This window comes from Metabacillus sp. KJ11-3 (assembly GCF_055808295.1).
Genome location: NZ_CM147865.1, coordinates 2,236,030 through 2,250,617, shown reverse-complemented (window position 1 = coordinate 2,250,617; position 14,588 = coordinate 2,236,030). Strand labels below are relative to the sequence as shown.

Sequence of the window (14,588 nt, the reverse complement as noted above, 5' to 3'; positions counted from 1 at the left end):
TAACGGGGTTTTTTATGTTAATGTTTACACTAGTTACATATTTTTTAGGCGAGGCTGGATACCCGCCGTTAATTTTAATGAATTCATTATTGTATACAAGGAGAATTTTTAAATGATTAGTAGTCGTAAATATTTAATAATAATTATTACAGTTGGATTAGGCTTATTGACTGCATGTGGAGAGTCATCTGTTGAATCAAATGCTAAATCTTCGAATAATAACTCCGCTCTTAATGCAGATAGCAATTTAACTAATAAAGATGAAAGGAAAACAGAAAACTCCTTTGATGAGAATAACGGCAAAAATCAGCTAGAAGAGCAAGAAGATATGTCAAAAAAAGCATCTACAAGTAATGAAGATGGTGAGCCGTTGAAATCCGATAATACTAGCAATGAAATGATGGAAAGTAAAAAGGATGAATATCTCAAGAAACTAAATGAAATGGAAGAAACAGACCGATTTACAGAAGCTAAAACAACAATAAAAGAAATGAAAGAACAAGAAGAGGAAAGATATAAAAAGTGGGATAAGGAATTGAACGAAATCTATGGAGTGTTAAAAGATCAGCTTGATACAGATCAAATGGAAGAGTTAAGAAAACAACAGAGGGACTGGGTAACACACAGAGATGAAGCCGCAAAAGTAGCTTCACTAAAATATAAAGGTGGAACAACAGAATCATTAGAATATGTGGCGACACAAGCAACTCTTACAAGAGAAAGATGCTATGAGTTGGTTGCAAAATATATGAAATAATGCTATTTTTTATAATTTATTTCAACAGGTGTGTTAAATTTTAAACGTGTTTTCTATCAGAAAGTATATAAATTTTATGGATGATAGTTTAAAAAAGCTAAGGCTTTCGCCATTACGACTTGGCGCAAGCCTTAGTTTTTCTAATAGTTACCCAACTCTGAACCTTTAATGGTAAAATAAGGATAAATATACAACTAATAATTTGAGGAGTTAGATAAATGATTAAGGCTGTCTTGTTTGATTTAGACGGGACTTTGTTAAATCGTGACGAGTCATTAAAGGGGTTTATTGATAATCAGTACCGGCGATTAAATAAATGGTTAGGTCATATTCCAAAAGAGACATACATTTCAAGATTTATTGAACTTGACAACGGTGGGTATATTTGGAAGGATCAAGTATATCAACAGTTATCAAAAGAATACCAAATATTCGGAATTACATGGGAAGGCTTGCTTCAAGATTATATCAATGAATTTAGACATAACTGTGTCCCTTTTAAAAACTTAATTCAAATGTTGGAAGAATTAAAGAGCAGCAATCTTCAGTTAGGGATGATTACAAATGGATATGGACAATTTCAACTTGATAATATTAAAGCGTTAGGAATTGAAAATTATTTTGATGTGATCTTGATATCGGAATGGGAAGGAATAAAAAAACCTAACCCAAAAATCTTCTTAAGAGCATTAGAACAACTTAAAGTATCACCTAATCAAAGCATATTTTTGGGGGACCATCCCGAAAATGATGTTAAAGCTGCTCAAAATGTTGGAATGAAAGGAATTTGGAAAAAAGATGTTCGATGGGAAAGTGTTAAAGCTGATTTCACAGTAAATGATTTGGCAGAGCTCTTTTTAATCATTAAAAAGTTAAACGAACATTAAGTTGATACTTTAAAGCTAATTGAAACAGAGTCTTAATGAGGTCTGAGCAATAGTAGTAAGATTAAACTTATAGTATGTGAGGAAGGTGATTCTAAAGTGAAAACAGTCATTAAAGCAATTATAAGTTCAATTGTCATACATGTCACCTATATGGTTGCTGTAATGGTAGTCGGTTATATAAAAACAAGGAATTATAAACCGGATATAGAGGGTGCGTGGGAAAAGGTTGAAATACTTCAGAATGAAGTTGCCTTTGGCAAGAGTAGTTCCCCTTTTTTATATCTATTAACATTTATTGTTGTAGCGGTAATTTGTGGATGGATTATTTTCTCATATAAAAAGTTGGTGGCCAAAAAGTACTTTAATAAAATAGTCTAAATCCAAGTGAAATTTGAATCGAGGAATACATATAAAATGAAGAAGCATTTGAAGACTTTTTTATTACCTTGTTTTTTATTGGAGGTTGTAGCAATCATTTACCAACTTACGAGTTACAAGAAAACTATCATTCGACTGTTATTGATGGTAATGAATATTCCCTCCATAAATTAATTCTTAATGATAATACCTACATTTCGGAACCAGAACAGTTTATTCAGCCTACTTATTATGATAAGTTCAAAATTGGTAAACTAATTGGCAATACAGATGAAGGAATGCAAATTTACCAAGTGGAAAACGATAAAAATAGAGTCGTTTTAAAAGGTTTTATGTATCCAGCTGATTTCTTTAAGCTAGACAGTTCTTATTAGTGAGTTATCATTACGTAATTGTCATGCAATCAATTATTGATTTCTTTATTCAAGCATCTGTTCTAAATAAAGAATAGATGCTTTTTATTTGACCGACATTCTGAAATAAATTCTAAAGTGAATTGGATATTTATGTTAAAATAAATTAATGATGTTGATGATCACTGCTTATTTACGGGGGAGTCTATGAAAATACTAAAAAAGTTGCCAAATAGTAAAGAAAATATACATATGGACCTGATTACAAATGGTTGGGTACCGATGAAAGAACCTAAGAATGTAGTTAGCGCTATTTTGTTATCTGTCCCATTAATGCTAGTCAATGCAATACTCACTATTGGAGTAATAAATATCTTTTCCACGATTTCTTTAAGCGATTTTGGACAGACATCTGATTCATTTACATTAACAATTAACCTATCTGTTATTTTATGGTTATTCTTACTTTTGATTCTACATGAATTCCTGCATTTGATTTTTATCCCAAATTTTATTAAATCAGACAAAACATTTGTAGGGATAACCATGTTTGGCGGTTTTGTGATAACAGAAGAAGCATTGTCAAAATCAAGATATATTCTCATTACAATTGCTCCTTTCATCATTATTTCAGTCATTCTGCCACTATTATTAAGTGTGTTTGGATTGTTAACACCAATTTTGAAGTTTTTAATTCTATTAAACTCATTAGCATCATCAGTTGATATGCTCAATCTTCTTCTTATCATTAAACAGATACCAAAAAATGCAATTCTAAAAAGTAACGGACCATATACTTATTGGAAACATGTACAATGAACAAAAAGTGTAAATTAAAAACTAGATAATGGCAAAATATGGGGGAGTTAAATGATTCGTAAGTTAAATAAAGAAGACCATGAAGTAGTAATGGAGCTAATTGGTCATAAGCCGGCAGAAAATTTATTTATTATAGGTGATATCGAAGCATTTGGATATGATTCTGATATTCAGGAGGTTTGGGGACAATTTCAAAGCGACAGATTGATTGCTGTTTTATTACGTTACGACAAAAATTATATCCCTTTTAGTGAACAAAATTATGATATAAAGGGCTTTGCAGAAATTATTAATAATAACCCTGATCAACTAGAAATAAGTGGTTTAAAGCATTTAGTGGAACCTCTTCATCGATTAATAAACAGAAAGGTTAGAAAACATAGTGAAACATATTATGCTAAATGCACAAGTTTAAGTTATGAGATCTCTGAAGTTGAAATGAAACAAGTAGATAAATTACAGCCTTTAAATTATGAAGAAAATGTGGAGATGTTACGGTCAATTCCTGAATTTAGTACAGGTACTTTTAGTGTTGAAGCAAGAGAACGTGCTGAAACATATAAAACAGGGAGAACGTATATTGTCAGAAATGAACAAGGAGTAATGGTGGCCTCAGCATCTTCCACAGCGGAAAACTCTCAATCTGCTATGATCGTTGGTGTTGGAACAAGACCCGGCTATGAACGTAAGGGATATGCAACAAAATGTATGGAAAAGCTTTGCAATGAATTATTATCAGAGGGGAAATCACTTTGTTTATTTTACGATAATCCTGCTGCTGGAAAAATTTACAAGAGATTGGGCTTTAGCGATATTGGATTTTGGACAATGATTCGCTATGAATAATTAAATAGAGATTTTCCAAATGTCCCGTTTGCTCCCACTCATATGAGGGTACGAAGTAATGTAATGTTTTTTACATATAACGAGCATATGGGAGGAGCGTTTCTATGAATAGCAACGGAAAAAAGAATGAGAACAATAAAAACGAACAATTGGAACAGTTCCGGGTTAGGGATGAAGGAGAAAAACTAACAACAAATCAAGGACTTAGGGTGTCTGAAGATGAGTTTTCTTTAAAAGCTGGTGAACGCGGACCAACATTAATGGAGGATTTTCATTTTCGTGAAAAAATGACTCATTTTGATCATGAACGGATTCCTGAGCGAATTGTTCATGCACGTGGATTTGCAGCACATGGAGAATTTGAAGTATACGAATCAATGAAAAAGTATACAAAAGCGAAGTTCTTACAAGATCCGGCTGTAAAAACACCTGTTTTTGTACGGTTTTCTACAGTAGCGGGCTCACGTGGTTCAGCTGAAACAGTAAGAGATGTTCGTGGATTTGCGACAAAGTTTTATACAGAAGAAGGAAATTATGATTTAGTTGGAAATAACATACCCGTCTTTTTCATTCAGGATGCCATTAAATTTCCGGACCTAATCCATGCCGTCAAGCCAGAACCCCATAATGAGATTCCACAAGCAGCAAGTGCTCATGATACGTTTTGGGATTTTGTGGCAAATAATCAAGAGTCAGCTCATATGGTCATGTGGCATTTATCCGATCGTGCCATTCCCCGAAGTTTTAGAATGATGGAAGGGTTCGGTGTCCATACATTTAGGTTTGTGAATGATGAAGGAAAAGCACATTTTGTCAAGTTTCATTGGAAGCCTGTTTTAGGCGTTCATTCACTTGTGTGGGATGAAGCACAAAAAATTGCCGGTAAAGACCCTGATTTTCACCGTAGAGATTTGTGGGATTCAATAGAAGCCGGAAATTATCCGGTGTATGAACTAGGTGTACAGTTAATTGCTGAAGAAGATGAATTTGCATTCGATTTTGATGTACTTGATCCAACAAAAATTTGGCCTGAAGAAGATATACCAGTCAAAATTATTGGAAAGATGACATTAAATCGGAATGTAGATAATGTGTTTGCAGAAACGGAGCAAGTAGCATTTCATCCAGGTCATGTCGTACCAGGTATTGATTTTACAAATGATCCATTGCTGCAAGGACGCTTATTTTCCTATACAGATACCCAATTACTTCGTCTTGGAGGTCCGAATTTTCATGAGCTGCCTATAAACCGTCCAGTTTGTCCATTTCATAATAATCAACGAGATGGCTACGGTCGTCAAACCATTAACGTTGGACAGGTAAGCTATCATAAAAATTCTTTAGCAGCCAATACTCCGGATCCTGCAAGTAAAGACGAAGGAGGTTATGTGCATTATCAGGAAAAAGTAGAGGGACGCAAGGTTCAAAGTAGAAGTGAAAGTTTTAAAGATCATTTCTCACAAGCTACAATGTTCTGGAACAGCATGAGCGAGCCTGAGAAAGAACATATTATTGAGGCGTTTTCCTTTGAGCTAGGAAAAGTAAAAAGCAAATCTGTTCAGCAGCAGGTAGTTGATATGTTCGCGAATGTTAATGTAGAGTTAGCCTCTGTTGTTGCATTATCAATTGGTGCCACACCACCTAAAGAGGGTGGATCAAACATAACAAAATCCTCTCCTGCTTTAAGTCAGTTAAATACAAAAATATTGCCGAATACTCGTAAAGTTGGAGTCATTATCGGCCCTAATTTTAATGGAGAAGATGTAGTAGAGGTTTGTCATGCTTTAAAAGCAGAAGGAATTATAGTTGAAGTGATCAGTGATAAGCTTGGAATTCAGAAAGGGCTTGATGGCACAGAACTAACTGTTGATCATACATTCTTAACTAGCGATTCAGTGCTGTTTGATGCGATTTATGCTGCTGGTGGAAAAGATGTAAGTCAAAAATTCAAAGAACAAGCTGCTTATTTTATTAAGGAAGCATTCTCTCATTTCAAAGCCGTCGGGGCGTCAAGTGAAGGCATAAGCTGGCTGCCAAAGGGTGTGATGGGAGACAGTCCGGGAGTAATACTTGAAGATGATAATATGAATAAATTTGCTCAGGACTTTGTCCAAGCAATTTCTAGTCATCGCCACTGGAACCGTGATGTTGCTAAATAAAAATAATCTTTAGATAGAGGAATCCATTAACCTTGGGTTTCTCTATTTTATGTCATTCTAAATTTTTATACCTTCCACTAAATTTTTAGGAGATCTATCTTCCATAAAACATAGTTGTGCCTCTAAAATAATATTGCAGATGGCAGACGTATCCTGCGACATATATTTTTAATCATATTATTTGACCAATATCTCTACACACTGATTTAATAAATATAGTATGTTATTAATTGTATGACAGTCTTGATTTATTCAAATATACGTGAGTAAAACGACTAATTCTTATTGGAATACAGACATTAAAAACAAAACGATCTATTAGTAAATTGGAAAATGAAAAGTTTCGTGTATTTATTAAAGAAAATATTTGAGTTCGTTTCATTAATTTGAAATAATTAGTATGATGAAATAGTAGATAGTCGAGGAAATTGGTTATTAAAATGGTATATTTTATTTCTAAAAAATAAAATGAAATGTAATTGGAAAGTCCACAACAGATGTGTATGATTTTATTTCAAAATATCACACAAGATATACTCATTAGTTTATACATTCTTATTATATTTAATGGTGTTCATTTTTTTCGTCACCTTCTACCATCTAGAAAAATGCTTGTGTAAGGAATGCACCAATTTCAGACCTAAACGGAGGATTATTGATGAATGAACAAAAGGTATTGATTAAAGATGCAATGGTAGTACTAAAGGAAACAAGTCGAACATTTTACATACCGATTATGTTTTTAAAGAAAGAATTGAAAGACGCAGTAGCAGTAGCTTACTTAGCAATGCGTGCTATTGATGAAATTGAAGATCACGAAGAAATGCCTAATGATGTGAAAGCGTATTTACTTTCAGAGATAAGCCAGTTATTACTTGAGGATAATTTTAGTCATCAAAAATATGGTGCTTTAGTTGGCCCATATGCCGAAGTACTACCAGAAGTGACATTGCGTCTAGCAGATTGGTTATTGTTAACTCCAGACGGGGCGAAAAAGAATATTCAAGAAGCTACGAGCGAAATGGCTGCAGGGATGGCGAAATGGGCAAAAGCAAATTGGAAAATCCAAACACGAGATGATCTAGATGACTATACCTATTATGTTGCTGGTCTTGTTGGGGTTATGTTATCAGATCTTTGGAAATGGCATGACGGAATTGAAACAGATCGGAATTTAGCCATCGGATATGGACGGGGCCTACAGGCAGTTAATATTTTGCGTAACCAGGAGGAAGATTTGGATCAGCGAGGGGTAAGATTTATCCCAAATGGTTGGACTCAGGTTGAGTTAATGGCATATGCCAATGAAAATTTAAACATGGCAAATGAATATATGAAGAGTATCAATAAAAGGCCCATACTATTGTTCTGCCGTTTACCTTTAGCAATCGCTCATAAAACATTGAAAGCAATAAAAGACGGTCGTGAAAAAATCAGTCGAATTGAAGTAGAAGAGACGGTACAAGAGGTACAGGCAGACTTGTAATCGTAACTTGTTTAACACGTTTAAAGAGTAAGTTGAATTCCCAGCATGAAACAGATGAAACGAGATGGATATATCATGACAATAAAATGGATTGAAATGACAGAGAATCATTTATTTTACTTTGAAACGGCGATGAAATTATATGATCAAGCATTTCCAATTGAAGTGAGAGAACCACAAGAGGTTTTTCTAAAAAGTTTGCGATTGGCAAAATTAAATAAGCCCAATCCATTTCATTTCCTGATAGGATTAGAAGGTGATCAGCTTGTATCATTTGCAACAGGGCACTATTTTGCTGATGTGAATACAGGTTTCATTGTATATATTGTTACGAACCCACATGTGCGAAGTAACGGGTTAGGTACGAAAACACTATTAAAAATAGAAGAGTTACTTAAGAAAGATGCCATTACAGCAGGTAACTCGTCACCAAGAGCTATGATCTTGGAAACTGAAACACAAGAAATGGTACATACCCAGAAAGAAAAGGAAGATTGCATTAAAAGAAATAGATTTTTTCTAAGAAATAAGTATGAAAAATACGATGAAATTAACTATTTACAACCAGCACTTCATGATGAGGTGGAAGAAATACCACTTAATCTTTATATTAAGAATTTACACAAAACGAAACTAAGTAAGGAAGAAGTAACAGAAATTATTTGCGCAATTTATAAAGAGAAATACTCACTAGTGAATGAAATTGATAAAAATGTCCTTAATCATTGCCTTAAGAAGATGAAAATTGAAAATGTAGAATACTTTGTTTAGTCAAAAAACGCATGACAATATTTTAAAAGTCATGCGTTTTTATTATTGGAAACTCACCAAAAAAGGTTAAAGTTACCATTTATTTATGATAAAATGTTTGTAATCTTATAGAAGAGGTGAGGTTAGATGAGTGAAGTTGAGCAGAGTACAAAGTTAGATCTTGAGAGAATCATTTTTATTGGGAGAACATATGAAGAATACTTGAATATGTTCCGGCTTTCAGTAGAAGAATTGAAAGGAAAGAAAATACTGGATTGTCCAGCAGGGGCTTGTTCATTTACAGCAGTAGGTAACAGATCAGGTTTAGATGTAACAGCTTGTGACATTGCCTATTTTCACTCTGCTGAAGACCTAAGAAGAAAAGGTATAGAGGATATTGACCATGCTATGGAACATATGCAAAAAGCCCATAAGAATTTTAAATGGGATTATTTTTTAGATATTGAGGGGCTAAGGAATCAACGTTTAAATGCTCTTCAAGAATGTTCCAAGGATATGAAAGACTCCGGCGGAAAATACATTCCCGCTACACTGCCTACTTTACCGTTTGGAAATGAAGAGTTTGATATCATTCTCTCTGCCCATTTTCTATTTATGTATGGAGATCGATTAGATTACCAATTTCATATAGAGTCAATAAATGAATTGGTGAGGGTGACGAAAGAGGAGGTCCGAATTTTTCCATTAGTGGATTTAGAGGGAAAAAGATATGAACATTTAAATAAAGTAACTAGTTATTTGGAGGACAATGGACTTACAGTTAAAGAAGTGAAAGTTCCTTATGAATTTCAGTTAAACGCTAACTCAATGTTAATAATACACAAAGGTTAGTACTAAATGGGGGCAACGTAGAAGCGGTGCCCCTTTTTTAAGCACCAAATGGTCATATCCTGAAGAACAACGGGTTATTAGTTGCATTCTTACAACAGAGGTATGTATGGAGAAAATCTTTCATAGTTTATAATACGCTGACGAATGTATTTTGCAATAGAAAAGTGCAGAAAAATGCAAAGAAAAGTACAGAGGTTTGTCACCCGAATTACTTTTCTTTATTTTCTTTTAGATAATGCATTCGTTAAGCGATAACTCTCTCCTTGATACGAGATGATATGTGCATGATGAATCAACCGGTCTACCAATGCTGCGGTCAACCTAGAGTCTGTGAATATCCTGTTCCATTGACTGAACTCTAAATTTGACGTGATTATTAAACTTTTTTGCTCGTAGAATTCAGAGATAAGTTGGAAGAGAAGCTCAGATCCCTCTTTACTAAACGGCAGGTAGCCCATTTCATCTAGGATGATTAAATCTACCTTTTCCAATTTCTTACGAAATGCTGAGAGCTTATTCAATCTTAAGGATTGCTCCAATTCTTCTACTAAATGAGCTACACGGTAGAATCGAACCTCATATCCATTTTCACAAGCCTTCCTTCCCAACCCTGTTGCTAGATGTGTTTTCCCAGTGCCAGGAGAACCTACTAGTACAACGTTTTCTCCTTTTTCAATAAAACTCAAACTGCATATTTCCTCTTTAGATGTATGAGGTGGAAACCGAATCTGTTCTGTCCATTCATAAGTGTGAAGAGTCTTCTTGTCCAAAAACTTTGCCTTTTTTATTAATCTTATAGATTTTGTTTGTTCTCTTAACTTATGTTCCTCGTCAAATAAGTCATTAAGATATTGCTCCTTATTCTCGAAGGGAATTTGATCATAAATTTCTGCTATATGGGCCAAACGCAGAGTCTTACACTTACTTCGTAATTGATCACTCATTTGCTGGCCTCCTCAATTGGAGTGAGGGCATCATATTGGTTCCAATCCACTTCATAAGGATTGATATCGCCATTTAAACGATCTTTCTCAATTAAGTCATAAAACTCTTCATTAATTCGTTTCATATCATATGTAACTAAGAGTGTAGAGAGGGCCTCTAAACGTTTTCGCCGAATGAGCAAATTGTCCGTTAGTAGAAACTCCTTTACTCTTCCCGGAAGGTAGTCACAATATCGAGAATAGTTTAGAACCCTTGGTTTATAGATCCATGTTTTTATAATAGATAACCACGGGAGTGCTTTTCGCTTGTTCATATAAGGACGGAAGTCCTCCAACAGAATTTCACCGTCTGGTGAAACAACTTTAAATTGATCCCAGCTAAGGAGTAGGTGCAATTGGCTATAGTTAAATGCACGTGGCACATGTATAAGGGAATTGTCAATTTTCACTTCATTGTACTTATTTACCTTTGCCAGGTCTTTTTTGAATACTGGATATTCCTTCTCAGGCAAAGCTAGTAAGTACTTGGTCTCTTGCTCCCATAACTCTTGGATTAGAACTTCTTTCTCATAATGCAGCCTCTTACGATCTTCCTCCAGTTTTTCCTTTAACTGTAAGGTTAGATCTTCAAAGCTTTTCATCACAGGTGCCTTAGTGAAAAAGTTATATCGAATATAGCCCACCTTATTTTCTACATTTCCTTTCTCATGGCCACTTCTAGGATTACAAACTTGAACTTCAAAGCCATAATGGTTCTGAAATTGCATAAATTCATCTGTTAGTTTTGCCTCTTCCATTTTTGATCGGGTTTGTTTTACTGCAGGTGTAAGGTTGTCAATTCTTAATGACTTTGGCACTCCACCAGCTTGAATGAACAGTTCCTGCAATCCATGCAAAAAACATTCTTGATTCTCAGATGGAAGAGGTATTGCAAAGCCTGCGTTGCTATAAGGCATAGACATGATCAATGCTCGAACATCTACTAGATCCCCATCTTGAACAGCTTCCATTACTCCAAAATCCACTTGTGCTTCACCCGGAGGGTGCGCTAATCTTTCATGTCCTTTATCACGTTCTTCTTGATGACTGCTTTTCCACTCTTTTACAAAATTGCATACAGTTCTATATGAGCCAGTAAATCCATATTTAATCAATTCGTTATGTAACTCTTTATTTGTCCTTCTAGATTTTCTTTTTAATCTTTGATCTTCGAACAACCAATCGGCAACCATTTCTCCCCATTTTTCCTCATACATCATTCCTTTTCTAGCTTTGAGGGTTTCTTTAGGAATCTGGTCATCATCAGCGTATTTCTTTGCAGTACGCCAGTTAACTCCCACTATTTTCTGTATTTGGGAGATTGATAGTCCTTTGTTGTTTCTTAAATTTTTGATACAATTAATATCAGACATTGCTAGCATCCTTCCGTAACCTCCATGTATTGATTCGACACCATTACATTAGAGGGACTTGGGGTGACTGGCAAGTCTTTTTTTATGCCCTTATTAAAATAAGTGCAGGACTCTGCATTTTTCTGTTGCAAAGGTCTGCACTTCTATTTTGCAATAAACAGACGAACGCTTCTCTAAAATGGAATGTTTTGAAATTGGTAAATCGAGGAGGAATTTCATTGGGAACTGTATATTCGTCTATACTTCCAAAACATGAAGAATTTATTAAAAAACAAAGAATCTTTTTTGTAGGTTCAGCACCTTTAGATGAAGACGGGCATGTTAACATATCTCCAAAAGGCTATGATGTTCTGAGAATATTTTCACCAAATGAGGTAGCATATTTAGATTTAACGGGTAGTGGAAATGAAACGAGTGCCCATTTAATAGATAACGGTAGAGTGACGTTTATGTTCTTAGCTTTTGAAGGACCACCTATGATTCTACGACTATATGGTAGAGGGAAGGTAATATTGCCTGAATCATCGGAATGGGATAATATGGCTAAACACTTTGAAATCCTTCCCGGTTCACGTCAAATTGTACACGCGAAAATTGATACAGTAAAAACGTCATGTGGATTTAGTGTCCCTTTTTATTCATATAATGGTGAGAGGGATACTCTAAAGCAGTGGGCTGAAAATAAAAGTGAACAAGACTTAGAAAACTACTGGAAAAAGAAAAATTCTATCAGTATGGACGAAATCGTAACACCAATTGGGAAAAAGTTTAGTTAACTTTACTCTATTTTTTGAAGTGAATGATTTGTCATTATATCACAATATTTGAGGTGAAAATAAATTGTTTTTAGATAAAATTGGCGGTGTTTTTATTCCGGTTAGTAACATTGAACAAGCACGTGATTGGTATTGCGATATATTAGACTTGCCAACAGATGGAGAAATACACTTTGGCCATATATATGTTCTACCGTTAAACGGACAAAATATTATCCTCGATAGTAAAATATATGCACCCGAACATATACATAAAGTTCCAGCTTTTCAACTTCTAACAGATGATATTAAACGTTCATATGAATATTTGAAACAAAAAAATGTTCATATAACAACTGAAATTGAAAATGGACATTGGTTTAACTTTAAAGATCTGGATGGAAATATAATCATGGTTTGTAAATAATCCAATGAACATATGATTTTTGACCCTTAACAATTTGGCACTTTAAATAAGAGAAGTAAAATATGTTTTTATTTTATAGAAATGGAGAGCATTTGGAATTTCACCAAGTGCTTTTACTACTATATGGGGATGATGAAATGAATAGCGCTATAAGACCAAAAAATGTTGCGATATTGATATATGAAAATGTTGAAATTTTGGATTTTACTGGTCCTTATGAAGTGTTTCTAGTAGGAAGCAATAGAGGAAATGACTTTTCAGTGTATACAGTAGCAGAGGAGAAACGCCCTGTTCATGCATTAGGAAACCTTAGTATAAACCCTACTTACTCCATTCATAAATGCCCGTCTCCTGATATTCTGATTATTCCTGGTGGTTGGGGCTCAAGAAAAGAAATGCATAATCGGAATCTCACCAACTGGATAAATGAAACATCTAATGAAGCCGAACTCGTATTATCTGTTTGTACGGGTGCATTATTATTAGCAAAAGCAAATTTATTAGAAGGATTAAGACTTACAACGAATCAGAATGCGCTAAATGAGTTAAAAGAAGTTGCTCCTACATCTGCTGTAATCGTTGAGAATGCTCGTTATATCGATAATGGGAAAATTATTTTATCTGCAGGTGTATCTGCTGGTATCGATATGTCTTTGTATGTAGTAGAAAAATTATTAGGAAACGAAAGAGCCTTACAAGCTGCAAATCTTATGGAGTATGATTGGAAGATATAATGATCTATCGCAAAAATATTATTTTAATGAGAGATAAAAGGTTATTAGGCATTCTTTGTGGAAAACAATTATATAGTAATCATTACAGTAAGGAGTGTATAACCTATGTGCAGAAACATCCGAACACTATTTAATTTCAGCCCATCAGCTACTGATGAGGAGATTCATGCGGCTTCTCTTCAATATGTCAGAAAGATCAGTGGATATAACAAGCCTTCAATGGCAAATGAAGAAGCGTTTAACCAGGCGGTTAATGAGATTGCTATGATATCTAAGAATCTACTAAATACACTTGTAACCAATGCAGGGCCACGCAATCGTGAGGTTGAGGCAGAACGTGCTCGCATCAAAGCAGCTAAAAGGTATGGAACTAAATAGGGGACTATAGATAAATTGGGAGTGTAGATGATGAAAAACATCTATCTAGTTAGGCATTGTGAAGCAGAAGGGCAACATCCTGAATCACCGCTTACAGAAATAGGTCATAAACAAGCTTTGGAACTATCCCGTTACTTTTCCCATATAAATATACACCATATTATTTCTAGTCCTTATAAACGGGCAATTGAATCAATTCACCCTTTGGCATATAGGCTTAATTTAAAGGTTGAAGTTAATAAAAATTTGACTGAGCGTGTACTGAGCAACAACAATCTTACTGATTGGTTAGATAAATTAAAATTAACTTTTGATGATATGGAAATAAAATATGAAGGCGGAGAATCAAGTCAAGAAGCAATGAACAGAATAGTTGAGATTGTGGAAGAAGTTTTCGAAAATGAAGAAAACAATACCATAATCGTTACTCATGGAAATTTAATGTCATTACTTCTAAAGCATTATAACAATACCTTTGGTTTTGATGATTGGAGAAATCTAACCAATCCGGACGTATATTTATTAAGTGGCGTAAACAAAAAAATGACTTATAAAAGGTTATGGAAGTAATCTTATAATTTAAAGACTAGTATGAAAATGTTATAAATTAAGAGTTTTTATGAACTTTTCCTTATTAAGATATAGTGAAGT

General features: G+C 34.4%; 16 protein-coding genes. 14 read left to right on the top strand and 2 right to left on the bottom strand.

Annotated elements, in window-relative coordinates; translation table 11 throughout:
• Positions 1-112 precede the first annotated feature (112 nt).
• The 9 genes from AC0L8O_RS11475 (at position 113) to AC0L8O_RS11435 (ending at position 9,287) form a co-directional block, all read left to right on the top strand.
• Positions 113-757: a lysozyme inhibitor LprI family protein gene (locus tag AC0L8O_RS11475; protein ID WP_026561833.1), complete on the top strand. Its 645-nt coding sequence runs from the start codon at positions 113-115 to the stop codon at positions 755-757.
• Positions 758-975: 218 nt separating this feature from the next.
• Entirely contained in the window at positions 976-1,644 is a 669-nt protein-coding gene (locus tag AC0L8O_RS11470; RefSeq protein ID WP_026561834.1) for an HAD family hydrolase, read from the top strand.
• Positions 1,645-1,740: 96 nt separating this feature from the next.
• Positions 1,741-2,022, top strand: a complete 282-nt coding sequence (locus AC0L8O_RS11465) for a membrane protein (protein ID WP_026561835.1) — start codon at positions 1,741-1,743, stop codon at positions 2,020-2,022.
• A gap of 560 nt (positions 2,023-2,582) precedes the next feature.
• Positions 2,583-3,194, top strand: a complete 612-nt coding sequence (locus AC0L8O_RS11460; RefSeq protein WP_026561837.1) for a DUF3267 domain-containing protein — start codon at positions 2,583-2,585, stop codon at positions 3,192-3,194.
• A gap of 51 nt (positions 3,195-3,245) precedes the next feature.
• Complete coding sequence (locus AC0L8O_RS11455) at positions 3,246-4,040, top strand: GNAT family N-acetyltransferase (RefSeq protein WP_026561838.1); 795 nt, start codon at positions 3,246-3,248, stop codon at positions 4,038-4,040.
• Between the two features lie 104 nt (positions 4,041-4,144).
• Positions 4,145-6,199, top strand: coding sequence for a catalase (locus tag AC0L8O_RS11450; RefSeq protein WP_026561839.1), 2,055 nt, complete (start codon positions 4,145-4,147; stop codon positions 6,197-6,199).
• A gap of 658 nt (positions 6,200-6,857) precedes the next feature.
• Positions 6,858-7,685 (top strand): squalene/phytoene synthase family protein, encoded by an 828-nt coding sequence (locus AC0L8O_RS11445; RefSeq protein WP_026561840.1) that lies wholly within the window; start codon positions 6,858-6,860, stop codon positions 7,683-7,685.
• 75 nt (positions 7,686-7,760) lie between these two features.
• Positions 7,761-8,456 (top strand): GNAT family N-acetyltransferase, encoded by a 696-nt coding sequence (locus AC0L8O_RS11440; RefSeq protein WP_026561841.1) that lies wholly within the window; start codon positions 7,761-7,763, stop codon positions 8,454-8,456.
• Between the two features lie 126 nt (positions 8,457-8,582).
• Positions 8,583-9,287: a class I SAM-dependent methyltransferase gene (locus AC0L8O_RS11435; protein ID WP_026561842.1), complete on the top strand. Its 705-nt coding sequence runs from the start codon at positions 8,583-8,585 to the stop codon at positions 9,285-9,287.
• Positions 9,288-9,505: 218 nt separating this feature from the next.
• Here AC0L8O_RS11435 and istB read toward each other — a convergent pair whose 3' ends face one another.
• Both istB and istA read right to left on the bottom strand, forming a co-directional pair.
• Positions 9,506-10,231: an IS21-like element helper ATPase IstB gene (gene istB, locus AC0L8O_RS11430; protein WP_026562898.1), complete on the bottom strand. Its 726-nt coding sequence runs from the start codon at positions 10,229-10,231 to the stop codon at positions 9,506-9,508.
• Complete coding sequence (gene istA / locus AC0L8O_RS11425) at positions 10,228-11,643, bottom strand: IS21 family transposase (protein ID WP_026562899.1); 1,416 nt, start codon at positions 11,641-11,643, stop codon at positions 10,228-10,230. Before istA ends, istB begins: the two co-directional genes overlap by 4 nt.
• A 218-nt stretch (positions 11,644-11,861) precedes the next feature.
• On the opposite strand from istA, the gene AC0L8O_RS11420 reads away from it, so the two are divergent.
• The 5 genes from AC0L8O_RS11420 (at position 11,862) to AC0L8O_RS11400 (ending at position 14,507) form a co-directional block, all read left to right on the top strand.
• Positions 11,862-12,419: a pyridoxamine 5'-phosphate oxidase family protein gene (locus tag AC0L8O_RS11420; protein WP_026561843.1), complete on the top strand. Its 558-nt coding sequence runs from the start codon at positions 11,862-11,864 to the stop codon at positions 12,417-12,419.
• Positions 12,420-12,483: 64 nt separating this feature from the next.
• Positions 12,484-12,825, top strand: a complete 342-nt coding sequence (locus AC0L8O_RS11415; RefSeq protein ID WP_026561844.1) for a VOC family protein — start codon at positions 12,484-12,486, stop codon at positions 12,823-12,825.
• Positions 12,826-12,887: 62 nt separating this feature from the next.
• Positions 12,888-13,559: a DJ-1/PfpI family protein gene (locus AC0L8O_RS11410; RefSeq protein ID WP_473448176.1), complete on the top strand. Its 672-nt coding sequence runs from the start codon at positions 12,888-12,890 to the stop codon at positions 13,557-13,559.
• 105 nt (positions 13,560-13,664) lie between these two features.
• Complete coding sequence (locus AC0L8O_RS11405; RefSeq protein WP_026561846.1) at positions 13,665-13,937, top strand: DUF2277 domain-containing protein; 273 nt, start codon at positions 13,665-13,667, stop codon at positions 13,935-13,937.
• 27 nt (positions 13,938-13,964) lie between these two features.
• Entirely contained in the window at positions 13,965-14,507 is a 543-nt protein-coding gene (locus tag AC0L8O_RS11400; RefSeq protein ID WP_473448175.1) for a histidine phosphatase family protein, read from the top strand.
• Positions 14,508-14,588: the final 81 nt, after the last annotated feature.